This is a genomic window from Gilliamella apis (assembly GCF_002142155.1).
Classification (GTDB): Bacteria; Pseudomonadota; Gammaproteobacteria; order Enterobacterales; family Orbaceae; genus Gilliamella; species Gilliamella apis.
In genome coordinates this window covers 104747-128221 of record NZ_NASD01000006.1, presented here as the reverse complement: position 1 = coordinate 128221, position 23475 = coordinate 104747, and the positions used below count along the sequence as shown (strand labels likewise).

Genomic DNA, 23475 nt, shown 5'->3' with positions numbered 1-23475 from the left:
CATCATTTAGAATGTTCCGTATTTAATGGCAATTATATTACAGAAGATGTTGATGATAATTATTTTAATCAATTAGAGAATAATAGAGCTGAAACGAAAACATCTTTATCAATTAAAGAATCTGAAAATCTTGAAATTTATAACGAAGAACAATAGCAATTATTTAATCTTGTAAAATTATGACAAGATTATAATAAATAAATCTGAAATATTTTTTCAGATTTATTTATTGAAAAACTAACCAATTTTATTAGTTTAAAATTTGAATATATTTATTAATAAAAAACGTTATTTTTCAATAAATTAATTAAAAAGCTAATTTACCTTCAAAATCGTATCAATATAACCTAATGAAAAATAATAATAAAAATATTCTTTACAAAAAAAATCAAAAAATAAAATAAAATATTTTGATAAATTACTTTTTTGTAATAAAATCCTTATAAATTTGGTTGTTTTGTAAAGAAATATTAATTTTGTAAAAAGTAATTTAAAAAAATATATAAAAACCAATAAATAATTACAACTATTAATGACAATGCAGTAATGATAGAAAACAGAAAAAACATTGTAATATTGTCAGAGGAATATAAGGAATAATTAAGATGACTAAGAGTCTTAATTTAAAAATTATCTCAGCTTTCGTGATTGCAACACTATCTCTACAGCCTGTTTACGCTACAGACTCGGAGACGTCTTCAAATGCAGTTGATAGTAATAAGATAATTGAATTGAAAAATGGCACTAAAGCTCGAGAGATGATAAATAATCAACAGCGCAGCCTATATCAGATTGCGTTGTTAAGTAGTATTTCGATTTCAGAGCTAAGAGCGATGAATGCCGGTCGATTTGACAAGAAAGATGTCGTTGATATTGGTGAGCGTCTAGTTCTGCCTGAAAATTCTCCTTTATTACCTGCTATAAAAATTAATGATGATAAAAAAGATAAATATTCGAATTTACCTAAATTAAGTTCTGACGATAATTATGATGTAAAACAAGATAAAGATGCTTTAGCTACTCAAGTGGCGTCTACATTACAAACTCTCGCTACTCAAGATTGGAAGCAAATTACTTCATCAGATAATGGTGGTATATCAGGACATCTGAAAGACAAAGGTAAAGATTATGCTGAAAATTATGTTCGTAATGGCGTTAAAACGCAAATTGTTGACCCAGTTCGTAATGCAGCACAAGATTTCTTAGGTCGTTTTGGGACAGCTCAATTACAGTTTGATTTGAGTGATAAAGGCCAATTTAATAACGTTAATTTAAAATTATTTAGTCCTTGGATTGATACTGAGGATATGTTGATTTTTAGCCAAATTACATTCCAAGAATATGAACATAATCGCCGTATAGGTAATATTGGTATTGGCCAACGTTGGGATGTAGCCGATAAAAAATGGTTACTTGGTTATAATGTTTTTTTGGATCACGACTTTCAACGTGCACATAATCGTTTAGGTATTGGTGCCGAGGCATGGAGTGATTACATGAAATTCGCGGTGAACTATTATCATCCTCTCTCGGACTGGAAAGAGTCTAAAGATTTTGATGAATATTTAGAAAGAGCTGCTAAAGGTTTTGATATCCGTTTTCAAGGTTATTTACCACAATATCCACATCTAGGTGGGTCGCTAATGTATGAACAATACTTTGGTGATAAAGTTGCATTGTTTGGTAAAGATAATTTACAAAAAGATCCACGAGCGATAACAGTTGGATTAGATTATACTCCTGTTCCGCTTTTCACGATAAAAGCTCAACATAAACGCGGGCAAGATAATAAAAAAACTACTACAGCAGAATTAACCATGAATTATCGGATTGGTACGCCATTAAAAGATCAATTAGATCCAGATATGGTCCAATCAGCAAGATCCTTAAAAGGCAGTCGATATGATTTAGTTGATCGTAACAACTATATCGTCCTTGAATATAAAGAGAAAAAAATGACTGTCGATTTAGGATTAGAATCTATTCAAATAATCGAAGGTACAACATCTAACATCTTTATAGCTTTGCATAATGCTAAAGGTGTATCCAAGTTGGTGTGGTCTGGTAATATGCAAGATATCGATGATGGTGGTGGTTTCTTATGTTCGGCAATCGGAACTTGTACCGCTTCTTCATGGTTTAATCCTCCAGCAAGTGTTGATAATTGGAAAATAGTTGCTCCAAAGTATCTTGATAAAAATGGTCAACGCCCCCCAGTTAGCACCAATGGTATTTATTCTTTATCGGTAACCGTTACTGATGGAAAGGGGAAAAGATCAGCAACATCTAACTCAGTTTCTTTTGAGGTTCTACCTAATAACGAACTACGCAAAGTGGGCGTTTGGGCTATTGATGTTTATGGTAGACCAAGTGCAGCTCCTGTTCACAATCCTGCGAATGGTAGGGATACCGTTACGTTAATGGCTACGTTGGTCACACCAAAAGAAGGCGTAGAAACTCGGGGCCTAACTGATTATGATGGATTTAGTGATAATATCTTAATGGATAGTATTGGAAATTCGTTTGAAGCTTCCGTTACCGATTTGTGGGTAGCAACTAGTAATGGTAATCCAATTAATTTGATTGATGGAACCACTGGAAATATAACAGCTTGTCCGACAGCAGAACCTTGTGTCATTGTTAAATCATTTGAAAAAATCAAGATGGGACGAAAGATATCTAATAGAGATATAGAGGTAATTGGTGATACTTATGCTATCAATGTTGCTTCTAATATCACTGGTACAGTTGATTTTGTAGCTAAGCTGAATCAATATGGCCAATCTTTAAACCATGCGATTGTTTACTTTAATGGTGGTCAGTCCGGTAGACTTGAAGTTTATCGAAGTTCAGATAATGCATTAGTTGCAGCTACTGATGATAGCCCTTACCTAGTATTTAATCCAAATGGTCCAAATGAGTGGAAAGTTCATACCGAATATTATGTAGTCGCTTATGATCTGGCTGACAACGTAATTCAGGATCCATTTATTGTCTGGTCACTTGTTGGATCAAATGATAGCGCATGCCCTGGAAATAGAGCGGTTAATCTTAAAAATGCCTTGGGTAATCCTGACTATCGAAATGGACCATGGTTTAATGTGAGTATGGGTAAAAATGCACGTTATAAGATTCGAGGAATCAAATCAACAGTAAATGGCAGTAATATCGACGGTGAAGATAGCTATGCGTTTATTGGTACAAGTATTGAAAAAGTTGAAGGTGCACCTGAGCACGTGAATTGGCAGCAAGTATCTATTCCTGAAAGTGCATGTGCTGGAGACCAAGGTTTCTTATTACAAGTTATTGCTTATTAAAGTTAAAAAGTTTTTGAATTATCACAAATTACCGTTGATAATTCAAAAGGGAACACCAAAAAATGGTGTATTTATATAAATACAACATGTTAATTTATCAAAGAAAAATAGGAAGTTAAACATGAAAAATCTAACAATCAAAAAAGTCGCATTAGGCTTATTCTTAGCTGGTTATGCTGCAAGTAGTGCTTACGCAGTAGATATAACGGGCGAAACCGTTAATGAAATACAAGGTAATGCACCGGTTATTTTCGCTAAAGATCATGACATTGAACGCGCTATTACCATTCGTATTACCGAAACTATTGATGGTAGTACAGCTGCTGGTAGCCAGAATAAAGCTAAAGTTGGTGATTATATTCATATCTTTTATAATTTAAAAGATTCAGATGGCGATATTGATACAACAGGTGCAATCAAAGACACATTAAGAGTATGGATTAATAAAACTACTGATGATGTGTCATGGTCAAATGTGACTAGTGCTCTTTCTTCACTTACCTATGAAAATACTGGTGAACAAGGTCATATATATTTTAAAATTACTGAAGATATGGCTGGTGCGGTGAAAGTTGGTTTACAACTTCAAGAGAAAACTTCATTTGGTAATCCAAATGTAAATGAATGGTTAAACCTTGCTGATATTTGGAGTACTCAAGCTCCTCAACATCAAGAAACACTAGGTGATAACGAACAACCAGCTCCTAATACTGGTTCTGGTGACCCAGATCCTAACAACCCAGTAGGACCAATTTACTCTGATCAAAGTACAAAAATTGGTATTTTCAAATATAAAACTGATGGTACACTTGACATGGATATAAATATAGCAGCTGCTTTACCAGCTCGACCAACTGGAGTTAGTGATGCAGACTGGGCGAAACGAACAGTTCCACAATATGGTGATCGTTTAGGTGCTGTTGTATGGCAAATAACGGATGGAAATACTACTGGGGATCATAGCTTACCAAATACTGCTGGTACTGATAGAATAATTACTGGGTCATATAGCTTCTCATGGTATCTTTACGGTACCTCTAGTGCTAATACAGGTAGTGTAGCTGCACCTGCAGATGCATTAACTACAGGTGTGTATAGTGTAGTTGCAGCTGGTATTAGTGATTCAATTGCCTTAGGTGCGGTAGAAGCAGCTGGTGGCAATGTTGCTACGATAGCAAATACTAAACATAACTCATTATATAATACCTTAACAACGACTAAAGCAGGTATTCAAGGCTTCAAACTTCAAGTTATAGCAAGATAATTATCTATTTAGTTATGAAATTGATAAAAACCACTCTATTGAGTGGTTTTTTTTAATAAAATAAGCTTAATCAAATTAAATTAAATGGATAAAAAGTGTTACGTAATATAATATTTAATTGTGCACTTCTAAGTATTAAATTGATACAATAATTAATCGAATCGATAATTACACCCATGATTATTCCTTGGCAGACTCTTGACCCTCAAATATTAAATAATCTTATTGAATCTTTTGTTTTACGAGAAGGTACCGATTATGGTGTGCAGGAAAAAACACTTGCAGATAAAGTCAATGATGTAAAACTTCATTTAATTAATGGAACTGCCGCAATTTTTTGGTCTGAATTACATGAAACAATTGATATCAAAATTATTAAATAATGATTAAAATCGTTTTACTGAGTATATGATTTATTGTGTAACTTTGTTATAGTGTCATTGTAGTAATTGAATGGAGAGGACGGAATAATGATTGGTAAACAGCAATCAGATACAACATTAGAATGGTTTTTATCTCATTGCCATATTCATAAATATCCAGCTAAAAGTACCCTTATTCATCAAGGAGAAAAAGCCGAAACTCTCTATTATATTTTGAAAGGATCTGTTGCTGTATTAATTAAAGATGATGAAGGTAATGAGATGATTTTGTCTTATTTAAATCAAAATCAATTTTTAGGTGAATTAGGTCTTTTCGAAGAAGGCACAGAGCGTAGTGCTTGGGTAAAAGCGAAAACAAGTTGTGAAGTGGCTGAAATTTCTTATAAAAAATTTAAACAGCTTGTACAAGTTAATCCCGATATTTTAATGCGTCTCGCTAGTCAAATGGCAAGTCGATTACAAGTGACATCAGAAAAAGTAAGCAACTTAGCCTTTTTAGATGTTGCTGGACGAATTGCACAAACCTTATTGAATTTAACCAAACAGCCTGATGCAATGACCCATCCAGATGGCATGCAAATCAAAATTACCCGTCAGGAAATCGGTCAAATAGTTGGTTGTTCACGTGAAACAGTGGGTAGAATTTTAAAAATGCTTGAAGACCAACATTTGATTTCAGCACATGGCAAAACAATTGTGGTTTATGGTACCCGTTGATTATCGAAATTATGATTAAAATGATTGAGATATTACGAGATATTAAATGACACAACAAAGATACATCCCAAATCATGTTGCTATTATAATGGATGGTAATGGTCGTTGGGCTCAACAACGTAATCAATTAAGGGCGATTGGTCATCGAGCTGGTTTAAAAGCGGTTCGTAAAATTGTCACTCATGCAGCAAAACTAAATATCAAAGTACTAACTTTATATGCTTTTAGTAGTGAAAATTGGAAGCGACCATCAAATGAAGTTTCAGCTTTAATATCACTTTTTATTTATGCTTTAAATCGAGAAATCCAAAAGTTAAATAAACATAACGTTCGTTTAAATATTATTGGTGATATTTCAAAGTTTAATGAACATCTTCAAAAACTGATTATTGATGCTCAATGCTTAACACAAAATAATACCGGCCTTATTCTCAATATTGCGGCTAATTACGGTGGTCGTTGGGATATTGTACAATCAGCACAAAAAATGACGACTAAAGTTTTGCAAGGAGAGATAAAACTTGAAGATATTAATGAGGATAGTTTTGCCACAACCATTTGCATGAGTGATTTGCCTGAAGTTGAATTAGTTATACGTACTGGTGGTGAGTATCGAATTAGTAACTTTTTATTATGGCAAAGTGCCTATGCAGAATTCTATTTTACCGACACACTTTGGCCTGACTTTAACTCAATATCCTTCGATGAAGCGATAGACGTATTTAATACTAGAGAACGACGTTTCGGCGGTGTTCAAAATGAGGAAATTTAATGTTAATTCACCGTATTCTAACTGCACTAATACTTATTCCACTGGTAATTATTGCCTTGTTTTTTGCGCCATTATCAATATTTTCTTATCTAGTTATCGCTGTTTGTGGAATAGCTGCATGGGAATGGACTAATTTTCTAGCTATGACTAAACCATTACATAAAATTGTTTTTACATTTTCTGTTGTAATGTTATTAAGTTTAGTTTATCTAATTCCAAATACAGCATTAATAAAATATAGATTATTTAATTATATAATTTGTTTATCGATTATTTGGTGGTTAGTTGCATTTTTATTGGTTATTGGTTATCCAAAGTCAGTAAAATACTGGTCTAATTCACTGATTATTAAATTATTATTTGCTTTTTTTACACTGTTTCCTTTCTTTGTCGGTATGATTGAGCTTAGGTCAATTAATTATATATTTAATACTTATACAGGTGCTGTTTGGTTGCTATATGTATTTGTGTTAGTATGGGCAACCGACACCGGTGCATATTTCGTTGGTAGAGCGATAGGTAAACGAAAATTGGCGGCAAAAGTATCACCAGGGAAAACGATAGAGGGCTTTTTAGGTGGAATTAGTTCAGCCATTTTGATTAGTGTGTTTGTTTATTTAACCGGTTATTTCCAAATTAGTTTCATAACTTTTATATTGAGTTCTTTGTTAGCTATTTTAGTTTCAGTATTAGGTGATTTAACTGAAAGTATGTTTAAACGAGAAGCAGGCATTAAAGATAGTGGTAATATTATTCCTGGACATGGCGGTATTTTAGATCGGATTGATAGTTTAACTGCTGCAGTTCCAATATTTGCGGCACTATCTTTACATTTACTTTAAAAGGTTATTGATTTTGCTCTGGTCACTGTTATTATTTCTTATTACTATCAGTATATTAGTCACTGTACATGAGTTTGGACATTTCTATGTGGCTAGGTTATGCAAGGTCCATGTTGAATGTTTTTCGATTGGGTTTGGAAAAAAAATATGGGCGCATAAGTTTTCAAGTGGAACAGAGTTAGTTATTGCTATGATTCCACTAGGTGGCTATGTTAGAATGCTTGATAGTCGAGCTAGCGAATTAGCTCCCAATTTTGAAAAATTTGCCTATGACAAAAAGAAACTATGGCAAAGAGCAGCAATTATTTTTGCTGGTCCATTTGCCAATTTTGTTTTAGCAGTGCTTATTTATTGGATTATTTTTTTGATGGGAGTCATTGAGTACCCCGTTAAAGTAAAAAATGTTATACCTTTAACTCCGGCTGCAACATTGAACATTCCAGCTAATTCAGAGTTAAAAATGATAGATAATACAAAAATTTATAGTTGGAATGATGTAAATATTGCATTAATTACTGCGTTAGGCAATCAAAACGTTAATATTACATATATTGATAGTTCTAATGGTGATAGTAACCAAAAAGAAATCATTAAAAATGTTAATATTAACGATTGGTATTTTGATATTGAGAAAGATTCTGCTATAACAGCTTTTGGTTTTATACCTAAACAGTTGGAAATTTATCCAATTGTGAGTAAAATTGTGACAGATTCGGCTGCTGAAAAAGCTGGTTTGCAAGTTGGTGATAAAATTATCAGTTATAATGATCACTTATATACAAATTGGAGTGATTTTGCGAATACAATAAAAAAAGCCGAAATCATGGTATTGAAAGTGGATCGTAATGGTAAAGATATCAATCTGACGCTGACACCCAAAATAAATCAAAATGGAGAGGGGGTTGCGGGATTTTATCCGACATCTGATTCGGTAATTAAGCAGTATAGTTTTTTAAATGGATTTGACAAGGCGATGGAACAAACTATATTAACAACAAAGTTAACAGTTCGATCTCTTTATCAATTAGTAACAGGTGTTATTGGTCTTAAACACTTATCAGGACCGATAACAATAGCAAAAAGCGCAGGGCAAACAGCAAGTTATGGTTTTACTCCTTACTTATATTTTCTGGCTTTTATTAGTATAAGCTTAGGTGTAATCAATCTTGTTCCATTACCAATGTTAGATGGCGGGCAGCTTCTTTTTTTATTATTTGAAGGAATAAAAGGAAATGCCTTATCAAATAAAGCACAAGAGCGTTTTTTTCGTATCGGATTTGTTTTATTAATGGTAATAATGGGAATTGCACTATTTAATGATATTTTACGATTGTAATGGGATGAGGTTATAAATATATACGATGAAAATAAAAAACTTACTTATAGCATCTTTGCTGTTTAGTACTACAGCAGTATATAGTTCCAATGCATTTTGTGTTGATGATTTTGTAGTTAAAGATATCAAGTTTGAGGGGCTACAGCGTGTAACTGTTGGCGCAGCTATGCTTGAAATGCCAATCCAAGTTGGTGACTATGTCAATGAAGCTGACTTAGGCCGTATTATTAAATCTCTTTACTCAAGTGGTAATTTTGATGATATAACCGTATCAAGAGATGGTGACAGATTGATTGTACATGTGCAAGAACGTCCTACTATTGCTAGCATTACTTTCTCTGGCAATAAATCTGTCAAAGATGATATGTTGAAGAAGAATTTAGATAGTACTGGTATTCGAGAAGGTGATGCATTAGATCGCACTATGCTTTCAGGTATTGAAAAAGGTTTAGAGGATTTTTATTACAGTGTTGGTAAATATAATGCTCAAATTAAAGCTGTAGTTACGCCATTATCTCGCAATCGTGTTGATCTAAAATTAGTTATTGCTGAAGGTAAATCGGCGTTAATTGATCAAATCAATATTGTTGGTGCAAAAGCATTTTCATCAGAAGAACTGATTTCTCGTTTTACGTTACGTGATGAGGTTCCTTGGTGGAATATGTTAGGTGATCGTAAATATCAAAAACAAAAATTAGCATCTGACTTAGATGAATTGCAAAGCTTTTATCTAAATCGAGGTTATGCACGTTTCAATATTGAATCTACACAAGTTAGTTTAACGCCAGATAAAAAAGGTATTTATGTAACTATTAACATCCATGAAGGTGAACAATATAAATTATCAGAATTGGATTTTAAAGGTAACTTTGCTGGTCATAAAGAGGCAATAACTAAAATAGCCAAAGAAAAACTGACTGTTGGGGAACTTTATAATGGTAAAAAAATTACTGATATTGAAGATAATGTTAAACGTTTGTTAGCTAATTTTGGTTATGCTTACCCACAAGTTGCTATTCAACCAGAAATGGATGATGCATCACATACCGTTAAATTAATAGTATTAGTTGATGTTGGACAACGTTTCTATGTCCGTAATATTAAGGTTGTCGGAAATACAATTACTAGTGAAAGTGTCGTTCGTCGTGAACTTCGTCAGATGGAAGGCTCATGGTTAAGTAATGGTTTGGTTGAACTAGGTAAAGATCGTTTAAATCGACTTGGATTTTTTGATTCGGTAGAAGCAAATACTGAACGTGTTCCGGGAGTAGATGATCAAGTTGATATTATTTATAAAGTTTCCGAGCGAAATACAGGTAGTATTAAATTTGGTATTGGTGTTGGTTCTGATAGTGGTGTCAGTTTTAATGCAGGTATTTCACAAGATAACTGGTTAGGCACAGGTAACAGTGTTTCTTTTGATATTAATACTACTAGCAATGATAAGACAGCATCAATATCGATAGTAGACCCATATTTTACGGTTGATGGTGTCAGTTTAGGCGGTAGTGTTTATTACAATACTTATAAAACTGATAGCGATGATGATGAATCAGAATATTCAAGTAAAACTTGGGGCGCTACAGCTAATTTAGGTTTCCCAATAAGTGAAAATAATTTTCTCCGCTTTGGCACAGAATTTGCTAACCATCGATTAACTGATATGAATGCGCAATATAATATGTGGCGCTATTTTGAATCCATGGGTGAAAATATGGAAAATAAAGGTAAATCTTTTTCATATGATACCAACGATCTATTATTAAATGCTTATTGGACATATAACTCGTTAGACCGGGGGTACTTTCCTACTGATGGTCTAAAATTAACAGCAAATATAAAAGCGACAGCACCTGTCTTTGATAATCGATACTATAAGATGGTTACTGATGCATCTTATTACTATCCAATTGACGGAGATCATAATTGGGTGTTCCTAGCACGAGGTCGATTAGGCTATGGCGGTGGATTTGGTGGTAAAGAGTTACCATTTTATGAAAACTTCTATGCTGGTGGTTCAACTGTTTTACGTGGTTTTAAATCAAATACTGTTGGCCCTAAAGCAGTATATTTTGATAAATATGGTTGTAGGACACTAAATGATACATCCAGATGTGAAAAATCTAAAGATGCGATCGGGGGTAATGCTCTAGCATTTGCTAGCACAGAATTGGTTGTTCCAACACCATTTGCCAGTGAAAAATATGCCGATAGTATTCGAACATCAGTATTTTTTGATGCCGGTACTGTTTGGGATACGGAATGGGATCTAAAGGGAAAAAATGTTCCTGATTATAGTTCCCCATCAGATATTAGAATGTCAGCTGGTCTTGCTGTTCAATGGATGTCTCCATTAGGTCCATTGGTATTTTCTTATGCACAACCACTTAAGAAATATAATGGCGATTCGGCGCAACAATTTCAATTTAATATAGGTTCAACATGGTAATACCAAGTTGTGAATAACTAAAATATATAGGTGAATAAAGTGAAAAAAATTATATCTGTTCTTGGTCTTAGTGTTGCATTACTTTTTACTGGCGCAGCGAATGCCGAAATTAAAATTGGTGTTATTGATGTTATGTCTGTATTACAACAAATGCCACAACGAGAAACAGTTGGAAAGGCTTTAGATAAAGAATTCGAAGCTAGAGCGAAAACACTACAGCAAGAAGAGAAGAAAGCTAATGATGCGGCAGCACGTTTAAAGAAAGATGGTTTAACTTTATCTTCTTCTGAAAAAACAAAATTGAATAAAACTATTTCTGATTTTGAAAATAAAGCAAAAGCGTTTTCAAATGATTATCGTAAACGAGAAACTGAAGAAGCAAGTAAATTATTAACTAAAATTCAAGAAGTAGTTAAAAAAATTGTTGAAGAAGAAAAATATGATTTAATATTAAAAGCTGAAGCAACTTTATCGGCTTCAGATGCTGTTGATATTACAAATAAAGTTTTGGAAAAGGTTAAAAATTAATGTTTGCTTTTCGTTTAGAGCAATTAGCTGAACAGTTGGGTGCTACGTTACACGGTGATGGTGAATTAATCATCACTGGTGTGGCATCAATGAAAAGCGCCACTGAAGGCCAAATAACTTTTTTGTCTGATAAGAAATTCCAAAATAATTTATCTAGCTGTAATGCATCTGCTGTTGTCATGACTGAAGAAAGTCTTAAGTATTGGAATGGGGCAGCTTTAATAGTAAAAAATCCCTACCTATGTTATGCAAAATTAGCCCAAATTTTGGATACAACTCCTTTACCCGCTAAAGAAATTGCTGATTCAGCAGTTATCGATCCTACAGTGCAATTAGGTAACAATGTTGCTGTTGGAGCTAATGCTGTTATTGAAAGTGGTGTAGTTCTTGGTGATAATTGTATTATCGGTGCCGGTTGTTTTATTGGTAAGGATACAGTTATTGGAGCAGGCACTAAACTATGGGCTAATATATCTATATATCATAACTGTGTTATTGGTGAAAATTGCTTAATCCAATCAGGAACTGTAATAGGTGCAGATGGATTTGGTTATGCTAATGATAAAGGTAAATGGATAAAAATTCCTCAACTAGGTCGAGTAGTAATAGGTAATAATGTTGAAATTGGTGCATCAACAACCATAGATCGTGGTGCTCTAGATGATACTGTTATCGGCAATGGTGTTATTATTGATAATCAATGCCAAATAGCTCATAACGATATTATTGGTGATCATACTGCTGTTGCCGGTGGTGTAATCATGGCTGGAAGTTTAACTATTGGTCGTCATTGTTTGATTGGTGGTGCTAGCGTTATTAATGGGCATATGGAAATTTGCGATCAAGTTACAGTGACAGGAATGGGAATGGTAATGCGCCCAATTACCGAACCTGGTGTATATTCATCGGGAATCCCTTTACAACAAAATAAAGTATGGCGTAAAACAGCTTCATTAGTATTACATATTGATGAAATGAATAAACGTTTGAAAGCACTTGAGAAGAAGCAGTTAAATATCTCGACGTAGTCGATTACGGTCGGTATAATGCTTTCCTATTTTGTAAAATTAATTAGCTCAATTATTGTTTATAATATAATTATGAGCAAATATATTTAATAATTTCGAGGTATAAAGATGCAAGTTTCGGTAGAAACAACACAAGGTTTAGGTCGTCGTTTATCAATTACCATTAAATCAGAAGATATCACTAAAGCGGTTAATAAAGAACTTTTAAATACTGCTAAAAAAGTTCGTATCGATGGCTTTCGTAAAGGAAAGGTTCCTTTAAAAATTGTTGAACAACGCTATGGTGCTTCTATTTTACAGGATGCTTTAAGCGATTTAATGCAACGTAATTTTGTCGATGCTATTATTCAAGAAAAATTAAACCCAGCTGGTGCACCGGTATATACTCCAAAAGAATATAAAGATGGTGAAGATTATACATTTACTGTTGAGTTTGAAGTTTATCCTGAAATCAAAATTAAAGATTTAGATAAGATCGAAGTTGAAAAACCGATTGCCGAAATTGTTGATGCAGATGTTGACACAATGATTGAAACTTTGCGTAAACAACAGGGAGCTTGGAAAGTTGTTGAACAAGAAGCTAAAGAACAAAACCGTGTTACTCTCGACTTTTTAGGTAAAGTTGACGGTGATGAATTTGAAGGTGGTAAAGCTGATGATTTTGCACTTGTTTTAGGACAAGGTCGTATGATTCCTGGTTTTGAAGATGCAATTATTGGTCATAAAGCCGGTGATCAATTTGATATCAATGTTACTTTCCCAGATGACTATCATGCTGAAAATTTAAAAGGTAAACCTGCGGTATTTGCTGCTACACTTAAGAAAGTTGAAGAACTTGAACTTCCAGAACTTACTGAAGATGTGGTTAAAAGATTTGGTATTGCTGATGGAACTGTTGATAGTTTACGTGCAGAAGTGCGCAAAAATATGTTACGAGAACTTAATGCTACAATTCGTAATAAAATTAAATCACAAGCTATTGATGGTTTAGTTAAAAATAACGATATTGAAGTGCCAGCGGCTTTAATTGATAGAGAAGTAGATGTGTTACGTCAACAAGCGGTAACTCGTTTTGGTGGTAATGCTAAACAAGCAATGGATCTTCCTAAAGAGTTATTTGAAGCAGAAGCAAAACGTCGAGTATTAGTTGGGTTGCTATTTAGTGAAATTATTGAAAGTAATAAATTACAAGCTGATGATACTAAAGTTCAATCATTAATCGATGAAATTGCAACAGCTTATGAAGATCCAAAAGAAGTAGTAGATTATTACCACAAAGATAAGAAAGCAATGGATAATATCCGTTCTGTTGCGCTAGAAGATCAAGTAGTTGATTTATTATTAGCTAGTGCTAAAGTAACAGAGAAAACCTATTCGTTTTCTGAATTAATGAATCAGCAAGTTGCATAAGCAATTTGTTATTTTATTTAATTAAAAATTTCTATAAAGCCCAAATAAGGATTAACTGTTTGGGCTATTTTGTTTAATTAGGAGATGAAAATGCCTTTAGAACCATGCATGAGTGTGATTCCAATGGTTGTTGAGCAAAGCTCTCGAGGAGAAAGAGCTTATGACATTTACTCACGACTATTAAAAGAAAGAATTATATTTTTGACTGGACAAGTTGAAGATAATATGGCGAATCTAATAATAGCTCAAATGCTTTTTCTTGAAGCAGAAAATCCTGAAAAAGATATTTACTTATATATTAATTCTCCTGGTGGAGTTGTAACTGCTGGTATGGCTATATATGACACAATGCAGTTTATAAAACCAGATGTAAGTACTATCTGTTTAGGACAAGCATGCTCAATGGGATCTCTACTTTTGACCGCAGGAACTAAAGGTAAACGTTACTGTCTACCGAATGCACGTGTTATGATTCATCAACCTTTGGGTGGTTTTCAAGGCCAAGCATCTGATATTCAAATTCATGCTCAAGAAATATTACAGGTAAAAAGTCGATTAAATAATATTTTGGCAAAACATACCGGACAAGATATTAGGGTAATTGAGAAGGATACAGATCGTGATAATTTCATGTCAGCTGAGAAAGCAGTTGAATATGGATTGGTTGACGCCATATACAGTAAACGATCTTAAAACTAAATAGGTGGAAAAAAGTGGATAAAGAAAACTCAGAAAAATTACTCTATTGTACTTTTTGTGGTAAAAGTGAGCATGAAGTCCGTAAACTAATTGCTGGGCCATCATCTATTTATATTTGTAATGAATGTATTGGTTTGTGTAATGATATTTTAAAAGAAGAGACCAAAAATTTTCTTTCTCATGAAGAATTTATAAGTAAACCATTGCCAACTCCTCATGAAATACGCGACCATCTTGATGAATATGTCATTGGTCAAGAACGAGCAAAAAAAGTATTATCTGTGGCTGTTTATAATCATTATAAACGCTTGCGTAGTTATTCTACACGTAGTGATGTAGAGTTAGGTAAAAGTAATATTTTATTAATAGGTCCAACTGGTAGTGGTAAAACATTATTAGCTGAAACATTAGCGCGCTTTTTAGATGTTCCTTTTGCTATGGCGGATGCAACAACTTTAACCGAAGCAGGTTATGTTGGTGAAGATGTTGAAAATATTATTCAAAAATTATTACAAAGTTGTGATTATGATGTAGAAAAAGCTCAACGAGGAATTATCTATGTTGATGAAATAGATAAAATCTCAAGAAAATCAGATAATCCATCTATCACGCGAGATGTATCTGGTGAAGGGGTACAGCAAGCATTGTTAAAAATAATTGAAGGAACAGTAGCATCGGTTCCTCCCAAAGGTGGGCGTAAGCATCCACAACAAGAGTTTTTACAAGTTGATACTTCAAAGATTCTCTTTATTTGTGGCGGTGCTTTTAGTGGCTTAGATAAAGTTATTGAAAATCGAGTTTCTACCAATACTGGTATTGGTTTTGGTGCAGATGTAAAAAGTAGCAAAAATAAAGCAACAGAGTCTGAATTACTAGCGCAAATTGAAGCAGAAGATTTAGTCAAATTTGGTTTAATTCCTGAATTTATTGGTAGATTACCTGTCATTGGAACTTTATCGGAACTAGATAAAGATGCTTTAGTCAATATATTGACTGAACCTAAAAATGCCTTAACTAAACAATTTAATGCATTATTAGAATTAGACGGTGTAGAACTAGAATTCACACAAGAGGCTTTAGAGGCAATTGCCATAAAAGCGATGAAACGCAAAACAGGTGCTAGAGGATTACGCTCAATCGTGGAAAATATATTGTTAGATACAATGTATGACTTACCATCAATGGATAATGTAAAAAAAGTCCTTGTTGATAAAGAAACTGTTGAACAGTTGCAATCACCTAAATTAATTTATAGTGGAAATACAGAATTGTCAGCTTAATAGATAAACCAATATGTCTTTTTTAAGCAGACAAATCGCAGTTAATGTTCAGTTCGCTAAGATACGGATGTGCTTTGAAAGAGCACTTACCGTATTTAAAACATCAAAGGATAAGCTTGAATATCTTAAAATGGCCCCAATATAAGACAGATAAGTTTGTACTACCGAGAGAATAAAATGAAGACAAAACAAACTAAACAAATGATTATGCCTATTTTACCATTACGTGATGTTGTTGTATTTCCTCATATGGTGATTCCTCTCTTTGTCGGTCGAAATAAATCAATTCGTTGCTTAGAAAGTGCGATGGAAATGGATAAGCAAGTTTTTCTTGTTACGCAAAAGCATCCTTCTCAAGATGAACCAAATGTTGAAGATTTATATGAAGTGGGGACAGTAGCTAATGTCTTACAATTACTTCAATTACCAGATGGAACTGTGAAAGTACTGGTTGAAGGGGTTACTCGAGCTAAGATAGGTGATATAGTTGAACGAAAAGAGGATGACTTTTTAATAGCAGATATCAAACCATTAAAAGAGTCGAAAAAAACAGATAAAATCAATCAAGCAATGACAAGAGTACTATTGTCAAACTTTGATGATTATGCCAAACTTAATAAAAAAGTAACACAAGAAGTTGTTGATTCTATTCATCTTATAAAAGAACCATCACAACTTGCGGATTCCATCGCCGCAACCTTATTTATAAAAGTTGAGCAAAAACAAGATATTTTGGTTACAGCTGATTTAGAAAAACGTTTTGAATTACTTATTTCATTAATGGAAGCTGAAATAGACTTGTTGCAAGTAGAAAAGAATATTCGTCAGCGAGTTAAACAACAGATGGAAAAGGCTCAAAAAGAGTATTATCTGAATGAGCAAATTAAAGCAATCCATAAAGAACTAGGTGATATAGATAATAAACCTGATGAATTTGAAGAGTTAAACTTAAAAATTTCTAAGGCAAAAATGCCTCAAGAGGCCAAGGAAAAAACGCTATCCGAACTTAATAAACTTAAAATGATGCCTGCTATGTCAGCTGAAGCAACTGTTGTTCGAGGTTATATCGATTGGATGCTACAGTTGCCTTGGCATAAACGTAGTAAAGTAAAAAAAGATATCCAAGCTGCGCAAAAGGTTTTAGATAAAGATCATTATGGGCTTGAGCGTGTAAAAGACAGAATATTGGAATATTTAGCTGTACAGGGGCGAGTTAATAAGGTAAAAGGTCCAATTTTATGCTTAGTTGGACCTCCAGGGGTTGGTAAAACATCTCTAGGCCAATCTATTGCAAAAGCAACTGGTCGACAATATGTGCGTATGGCTTTAGGTGGTGTTCGTGATGAAGCGGAAATTCGTGGCCATAGAAGAACTTATATTGGATCCATGCCAGGTAAATTAATCCAACGTATGGTTAAAGTTGGAGTTAAAAATCCACTATTTTTATTAGATGAAATCGACAAAATGGCTTCTGATATGCGAGGTGATCCAGCGTCTGCATTGCTTGAAGTACTAGATCCAGAACAAAATAATGCATTTAATGATCATTATTTAGAAGTAGACTATGATTTATCTGACGTAATGTTTGTGGCAACGGCTAATTCAATGAATATCCCTGCCCCGTTACTTGATAGGATGGAAGTCATTAGACTGTCTGGTTATACTGAAGATGAAAAATTAAATATAGCTAAACAACATTTAATATCTAAACAGATCGCTAACAGTGGCTTAAAAGCCAAAGAAATAGATATTGATGACTCTGCTATCATTGGTATTATTCGCTATTATACTCGTGAAGCTGGTGTGCGTAGTTTAGAAAGAGAAATAGCTAAAATTTGCCGTAAAGTAGTGAAACAATTGGCTTTAAATAGTAAATTACATAAAGTGAATATTAGCCAAGACAATCTAAAAGACTTTTTAGGTGTACAACGTTTTGATTATGGCAAATCAGAAAGTGAAAATCGAATCGGTCAAGTTACTGGTTTAGCCTGGACTGAAGTTGGCGGAGATTTATTGACAATTGAATCGGTAAGTGTAGTTGGGAAGGGGAAATTAACTTACACCGGCTCTCTTGGTGATGTGATGCAAGAATCAATTCAGACAGCACTGACTGTTGTTCGTTCACGAGCAGAAAAACTTGGTATCAATAACGATTTTTATGAAAAACGTGATATACATGTGCATGTTCCTGATGGAGCTACACCTAAAGATGGTCCAAGTGCTGGTATTGCTATGTGTACCTCGTTGGTTTCGACCTTAACAGGTAATCCTGTTCGTTCTGATGTTGCAATGACCGGTGAAATAACCTTACGAGGTGAAGTATTACCAATTGGTGGATTAAAAGAAAAATTATTAGCTGCGCATAGAGGTGGTATAAAAACAGCATTGATTCCTATTGATAATGTCAAAGATCTTGAAGATATTCCAGATAATGTGAAATCTGAAATCGAAATTAAACCAGTAAAATGGATTGATGAAGTATTAACTATCGCCTTACAAAACAATCCATTTGGTATTGAACCTGTAATAGGAAAAGCTAAAAGAAGAAAAGCTAGCGTAAAATCTAGCAAAAATATAAATAAATTATAAACCTATTAGCTAATGTTTTTGAGTTTTATGAATGAAAAAGTCAACCGTGTGTTGACTTTTTTTATCGACTTTTAATTGAATAATAGCCTATTTTAGCAAATATGCTATACTTGCGAAATTAAAATTCAGGTGTATGGAGAATAGCCAGTTATGATGGAAACAATTAGAACAGCAGCAAATAGTGTTGTTGTTAAAATAATCTTTGCAATCATTATTTTATGTTTTATTTTTACCGGCGTAGGATTTTTAGGTTTTGGTGGTAGTGGAAATAGTGCCAACGATGAACAATTATATATTGCTAAAGTTGATGGTGAAGGTATCAGTCGTGCAGGATTTGAAGATCAAGTCAAACAATCCTTAGCAAAAACTACTGGTGATGCATCTTTTATCAAAATCTTGCGTCGTAATATTTTAGCTCAGCAAATAGATAATTATTTAGCTTATCAGTTTGCAGATAAAATTAATACCGCCATCAGTAATGAGAATATAAAGAATTATATTAAACAACAAAAAGTTTTCTTTATAGACGGTAAATTTGATAATCAGAACTATTTAGATTTACTGGCTGAAAATGGTTTCACTCCTGATAGTTATGCTGAAATATTAAAAACGTCATTACAACAACAACAAGTTATGGATGCATTAGTACAATCGAGTTTTGTTTTACCATCTGATTCAGAAATTGGATTATTAAAAAATCAAACGAGAAATGTTTATGCGACGGTAATTGATTCATCAATTGATGATAATAAAGATATAAATATTTCTGAAGCTGACGAACAAAAATATTATGATGAGCATAAAAATAATTTTCACAAAAAAGAACGTGTAAAAATTAAATATATTTATAATTCTAAAGATCTTATTGCTCAATCAATTAAAATCAGTGAAGATGAAGTTAAAGCAGAGTATAATAAAAATATTCATAAATATAGTTATCCAGCGCAAAAAGCTTTTAGTGTAATTTTTGTAACTGATAAAGCACAAGCATATAAAATTACTAAAGAATTGGCTACAGGTGCTAATTTTGAACAAATTGCGCAAACGCTGAATACAAATAATGATATGTCAGCTTATGGTAAAAATGGTTCATTAGGTTGGTTTGCTGAAGATAATTCTTTACCTGAAGTATTTAAAAAAGCAAATTTAAAAAAAATTAACCAAATTTCAACACCGATACCTACCGATGAAGGGTTTGCAATAATTAAGTTAGATGGTATACAACCAAGCAAAAGCATGGATCTTGATTTAGTTGGAGCTAGGATTGAAGCAAGCATAGCTAATCAGAAAATACAAAAAGAATTCAATGCAATTGAAGATAAAATTAAAGTTGCATTAAGTGAATCACCGAAATCTCTTGAGGAGTTAGCTGAAAAAACAGGACTTACTGTAAATACGACGGATTGGACAACTTATCAAGATCCATTTTCAATCATGATTCATCCTGAAATAAGCGATTTAGTTTTTAGTGAAGAAATGATAGTTGATGGTCAGTTAACTCATAAAATATCTGATTTAATTCCAATTGAAAGAAAACAAGGTAGTTATGATTTTGTAATTCAAGTTACTGATAATCGTCCTGAAGGGATAGCACCATTTGATGAAGTTAAAGATACAATTAAACAACAGTTAACTAAGAATATATCTGATAATCGTTTTAAATCTAATGTTGAAAATTTATTAACTGAATTAAATACTACTGGTAAATCTGATAAAATTAGATTAAGTCAAAGGTATGAGTTAAATAGAGACTCAACCAATTTAGATAAACAGGTTGTCGATATGGTATTTAATTTAGAGCAACCGATTAAAGGTGTTAAATCTGTGACTTATGGAGCAGAATTTTTAGAAAATAATACCGCTTATATTGTTGCATTAACTAAAGTAGATACACCAACAGAGTATCAAGATATTTCATCAGAATTATTACCATTATTCGTTGATAATACTTATTATTATCTTCGTGATGATATTCGTTCTAAATCAAAAATTGAAATAATGCCTGATGTGAATATGTGATTGAGATCGAAATAAATTTATATTCGCTGTAATTAAAGTAAAGCCACTTAAGTGGCTTTTCGCATTTCTATTATTAGTAAAATTCATTTTATTAACTTAATGAGATAGTTAACTTGCAAATTTACTTGCATAATTATTTTGGAGTTAATCAAATGAAAATTTTTACAATATTATGTTTTTTATTCTCAAGCTTCTTTTTTTCAACTTTCAGTTTTGCGGAATCAAAATCAGAAACCACTACCACAGAGGTACAAAAACAAGTTGTTCAAGTTAATATCAACACAGCAACAGCTGAAGAGTTAACTAAAGGGTTAGTTGGTATTGGTATGAGTAAGGCTCAGAAGATTATTGAATATCGAGAAAAATTTGGTCCTTTTATTTCTATAGAGCAGTTAAAAGAGGTTTCAGGTATTGGTCAAGCAACACTAGATAAAAATATAGGAAAAATTACATTATAAATTTAATCTCTTCCAACAGATTACCTGTTGGAAGAGATGTTTAATTATCAATTGGATCAACATCAATACTCCATCTTACTTTTGATGTATCTTTCCACTGTTTAATAACTATAAGAAGGTTATCTAATATTTGCTGTAATACTTGTCGGTTGCTATGTTGCAAGAGTAATTGCCAACGATAATAGCCCGCTTTTTTCGGTTGGCTTGCAGGTATAGGCCCAAGTTGCCATAAATCTTGATTATAATTTGCTTTTAGCCAATCATGGATACGCTGTAAAAATTTTGGTGCTTGTAGATTATTACGATCAGCGGCACGAATTAGCACCTGATAACTAAATGGTGGTAGTAATGTTTGCTTACGTTCTTGTAAGGTTTGTTTGGCAAATGCTTGGTAACCTTGCGTTAGTAATATATTTAATAATGGATGTTCTGGATGATAGGTTTGTAGAATAACCTCGCCAGCTTTTGTTTCCCGACCTGCTCGTCCTGAAACCTGGGTATATATTTGTGCAAATCTTTCTGTGGCTCTAAAATCACTGGAAAATAGAGCGCCATCAACATCCACTATTCCAACTAATGTAACATCAGGGAAATGATGTCCTTTAGCCAGAATTTGCGTACCAACTAAAATATGAGCACCACCTTTTTGGATATCATGTAAATAAGCGTTTAATGCCTCTTTTTTGGTTATCGTATCACGATCAATACGAGTGATTTTTATATTCGGGAATAAAATATTAAGTTGTTTTTCCAGTTGCTCAGTTCCAAATCCAATCGGTAGTAATTGTGTCGAACCACATTTAGGACATTGTTGAGGGATATTTCTAGGTGTATCACAATAATGACAAATTAGTCTATTTTGTTTTTTATGAAAGGTATAAGGTTGATCACAACGTGGGCACTCGGCAATCCAACCGCAATCATGACAAATGATTAATGGCGCAAATCCCCTACGGTTAAGAAATAACATCACTTGATTATTATTATCTAAATGTTCTTTTATTCGGTCAATTAATGGCTGGGAAAGTCCAGAAGTTAGAGCCATACCGCGAATATCTAAAATAGATTGTTTGGCTAATTTTGCATTGCCTGCCCGTTGTGTAAGCTTTAGCTTTTGATACTTATGGCTTTGGGCATTATTAATGGTTTCAAGAGAGGGCGTAGCCGATCCTAAAATAATAGGTATATTTTCAATTTTTGCTCGGATGATTGCTAAGTCTCTGGCATTATAACGCCAGCCTTCTTGCTGTTTATAAGAACTATCATGTTCTTCATCAATAATAATAATACCTAAATCTTGAAATGGAGTAAAAAGTGCTGATCGTGTACCTACGACGATAGCATTGTCACCAGCTTTACTTCTTAACCAAACCTCTAAACGTTCCTTATCAGTAAGGCCCGAATGTAAAATATCAATTGGTGCATTAAAACGCTGTTTAAAACGTTTGATAGTTTGCGGTGTTAAACCAATTTCAGGTACTAATACTAAAGCTTGTTTTCCTTGAGCTAAAACATCAGAAATAATATTTAGATAAACTTCCGTCTTACCAGAACCAGTTATACCATCAAGCAAAAATACACCAAATTGTTTGTTTTGTTTATTAATAGTAGTGATTGCATTTAATTGTTCATGATTTAATTGGATCGGTGTTTTGTTGGTTAAATAATTTGTCTGCCAACAAATTTTATCAGGTTGGCGATAAACAAGCTCGATAAGCTGTTTTTTCTGTAATTCTTGATAGATATTCGATTTAAATTCACTTTCATTCAAACAGTTGTTTCTGAGTGAAGATACTAATAATTTCTGTTTTGGTGTTCGTGATAGAAGGTTTAAATCAATTTGCTGCCCTTTTAGTGTTAATTGCCAATGTTTTATGCCATCTTTGATGGCTGGACGTCCTTGCCTTAATGGGATCGGCATAGCGTGAAATATTACTTCACCAATTGGAAAATGATAATAATTGGTTGCCCAATTTAATAATTGCCAAATTGGTTGAGGAAAGGGGTTTTTTGTATCAATAATTTCGGTAATAGGTTTTAAATTTTCGATATCAAAAGTTGTTTGTTGATCAATCTTAACGATGATTCCAATCATTTCCCGTTTACCAAATGGCACTTTAACTCGCATACCAATTTCAGCCTGCGTCGTAAGTGTGTAATCAAACAGTTGATAAAGGGGTACCGGTAAGGCTACATGGGCAATCAGCATTAACAATCACTATTACAGTTATAAAATTGCTATTGTACGCAGATTTTGTTTAACTCGCAAAAATTACGCAGGCAGACTAATTAATTATTTCTAAATTAAATATTAATACTTTATGTATATGCTAGTAGTATCGATAAACAAAATTTGTTATCTTGAGTGACAAATTAAAACATAA

General features: G+C 33.2%; 17 protein-coding genes. 16 read left to right on the top strand and 1 reads right to left on the bottom strand.

Annotated elements, in window-relative coordinates; all coding sequences use genetic code 11:
* Positions 1-605 precede the first annotated feature (605 nt).
* The 16 genes from B6C84_RS04710 to B6C84_RS04635 all read left to right on the top strand — a co-directional run bounded on the left by B6C84_RS04710 (position 606) and on the right by B6C84_RS04635 (position 21091).
* Positions 606-3317 (top strand): inverse autotransporter beta domain-containing protein, encoded by a 2712-nt coding sequence (locus B6C84_RS04710; protein ID WP_086320415.1) that lies wholly within the window; start codon positions 606-608, stop codon positions 3315-3317.
* Between the two features lie 121 nt (positions 3318-3438).
* Positions 3439-4581, top strand: coding sequence for a hypothetical protein (locus B6C84_RS04705; protein WP_034903304.1), 1143 nt, complete (start codon positions 3439-3441; stop codon positions 4579-4581).
* A 176-nt stretch (positions 4582-4757) separates the two neighbouring features.
* A complete protein-coding gene (locus B6C84_RS04700; protein ID WP_086320414.1) occupies positions 4758-4964 on the top strand; it encodes a YheU family protein in 207 nt (68 codons plus the stop codon).
* 84 nt (positions 4965-5048) lie between these two features.
* Positions 5049-5681 (top strand): cAMP-activated global transcriptional regulator CRP, encoded by a 633-nt coding sequence (gene crp / locus B6C84_RS04695; protein WP_034903327.1) that lies wholly within the window; start codon positions 5049-5051, stop codon positions 5679-5681.
* A gap of 46 nt (positions 5682-5727) precedes the next feature.
* On the top strand, positions 5728-6453 hold the full coding sequence (locus B6C84_RS04690) for an undecaprenyl pyrophosphate synthase (protein WP_034903310.1): 726 nt from the start codon (positions 5728-5730) through the stop codon (positions 6451-6453).
* Positions 6453-7295 (top strand): phosphatidate cytidylyltransferase, encoded by an 843-nt coding sequence (locus B6C84_RS04685; RefSeq protein ID WP_086320413.1) that lies wholly within the window; start codon positions 6453-6455, stop codon positions 7293-7295. The genes B6C84_RS04690 and B6C84_RS04685 overlap by 1 nt, the downstream gene beginning before the upstream one ends.
* Entirely contained in the window at positions 7267-8631 is a 1365-nt protein-coding gene (gene rseP / locus B6C84_RS04680) for an RIP metalloprotease RseP (protein WP_342351589.1), read from the top strand. The genes B6C84_RS04685 and rseP overlap by 29 nt, the downstream gene beginning before the upstream one ends.
* A 25-nt stretch (positions 8632-8656) precedes the next feature.
* Complete coding sequence (gene bamA, locus B6C84_RS04675; RefSeq protein WP_086320411.1) at positions 8657-11080, top strand: outer membrane protein assembly factor BamA; 2424 nt, start codon at positions 8657-8659, stop codon at positions 11078-11080.
* Positions 11081-11119: 39 nt separating this feature from the next.
* Positions 11120-11608, top strand: coding sequence for an OmpH/Skp family outer membrane protein (locus tag B6C84_RS04670; protein ID WP_034903430.1), 489 nt, complete (start codon positions 11120-11122; stop codon positions 11606-11608).
* The gene (gene lpxD / locus B6C84_RS04665) at positions 11608-12636 is read left to right on the top strand and encodes a UDP-3-O-(3-hydroxymyristoyl)glucosamine N-acyltransferase (RefSeq protein ID WP_086320410.1); all 1029 of its coding nucleotides are present in this window, start codon (positions 11608-11610) and stop codon (positions 12634-12636) included. Before B6C84_RS04670 ends, lpxD begins: the two co-directional genes overlap by 1 nt.
* A gap of 108 nt (positions 12637-12744) precedes the next feature.
* Entirely contained in the window at positions 12745-14046 is a 1302-nt protein-coding gene (tig, locus tag B6C84_RS04660; RefSeq protein WP_086320409.1) for a trigger factor, read from the top strand.
* A gap of 90 nt (positions 14047-14136) precedes the next feature.
* Positions 14137-14739, top strand: a complete 603-nt coding sequence (gene clpP, locus B6C84_RS04655) for an ATP-dependent Clp endopeptidase proteolytic subunit ClpP (RefSeq protein ID WP_280521903.1) — start codon at positions 14137-14139, stop codon at positions 14737-14739.
* 20 nt (positions 14740-14759) lie between these two features.
* Positions 14760-16025, top strand: a complete 1266-nt coding sequence (gene clpX / locus B6C84_RS04650) for an ATP-dependent protease ATP-binding subunit ClpX (protein ID WP_065614377.1) — start codon at positions 14760-14762, stop codon at positions 16023-16025.
* 177 nt (positions 16026-16202) lie between these two features.
* Positions 16203-18614 (top strand): endopeptidase La, encoded by a 2412-nt coding sequence (lon, locus tag B6C84_RS04645; RefSeq protein ID WP_086320407.1) that lies wholly within the window; start codon positions 16203-16205, stop codon positions 18612-18614.
* A 150-nt stretch (positions 18615-18764) separates the two neighbouring features.
* Positions 18765-20633, top strand: a complete 1869-nt coding sequence (locus B6C84_RS04640; RefSeq protein ID WP_086320406.1) for a SurA N-terminal domain-containing protein — start codon at positions 18765-18767, stop codon at positions 20631-20633.
* A gap of 152 nt (positions 20634-20785) precedes the next feature.
* Positions 20786-21091, top strand: coding sequence for a ComEA family DNA-binding protein (locus B6C84_RS04635; protein WP_065577709.1), 306 nt, complete (start codon positions 20786-20788; stop codon positions 21089-21091).
* Between the two features lie 40 nt (positions 21092-21131).
* Here B6C84_RS04635 and priA read toward each other — a convergent pair whose 3' ends face one another.
* On the bottom strand, positions 21132-23300 hold the full coding sequence (gene priA / locus B6C84_RS04630) for a primosomal protein N' (protein WP_086353914.1): 2169 nt from the start codon (positions 23298-23300) through the stop codon (positions 21132-21134).
* Between the last annotated feature and the right edge of the window lie 175 nt (positions 23301-23475).

Excerpts from the sequence above, each read along its gene's own strand:
- B6C84_RS04710 (WP_086320415.1), top strand. The coding sequence starts at position 606 with ATGACTAAGAGTCTTAATTTAAAAATTATCTCAGCTTTCGTGATTGCA.
- B6C84_RS04705 (WP_034903304.1), top strand. The coding sequence starts at position 3,439 with ATGAAAAATCTAACAATCAAAAAAGTCGCATTAGGCTTATTCTTAGCT.
- B6C84_RS04700 (WP_086320414.1), top strand. The coding sequence starts at position 4,758 with ATGATTATTCCTTGGCAGACTCTTGACCCTCAAATATTAAATAATCTT.
- B6C84_RS04690 (WP_034903310.1), top strand. The coding sequence starts at position 5,728 with ATGACACAACAAAGATACATCCCAAATCATGTTGCTATTATAATGGAT.
- B6C84_RS04685 (WP_086320413.1), top strand. The coding sequence starts at position 6,453 with ATGTTAATTCACCGTATTCTAACTGCACTAATACTTATTCCACTGGTA.
- bamA (WP_086320411.1), top strand. The coding sequence starts at position 8,657 with ATGAAAATAAAAAACTTACTTATAGCATCTTTGCTGTTTAGTACTACA.
- lpxD (WP_086320410.1), top strand. The coding sequence starts at position 11,608 with ATGTTTGCTTTTCGTTTAGAGCAATTAGCTGAACAGTTGGGTGCTACG.
- tig (WP_086320409.1), top strand. The coding sequence starts at position 12,745 with ATGCAAGTTTCGGTAGAAACAACACAAGGTTTAGGTCGTCGTTTATCA.
- clpP (WP_280521903.1), top strand. The coding sequence starts at position 14,137 with ATGCCTTTAGAACCATGCATGAGTGTGATTCCAATGGTTGTTGAGCAA.
- lon (WP_086320407.1), top strand. The coding sequence starts at position 16,203 with ATGAAGACAAAACAAACTAAACAAATGATTATGCCTATTTTACCATTA.
- B6C84_RS04640 (WP_086320406.1), top strand. The coding sequence starts at position 18,765 with ATGATGGAAACAATTAGAACAGCAGCAAATAGTGTTGTTGTTAAAATA.
- B6C84_RS04635 (WP_065577709.1), top strand. The coding sequence starts at position 20,786 with ATGAAAATTTTTACAATATTATGTTTTTTATTCTCAAGCTTCTTTTTT.
- priA (WP_086353914.1), bottom strand. The coding sequence starts at position 23,300 with ATGCTGATTGCCCATGTAGCCTTACCGGTACCCCTTTATCAACTGTTT.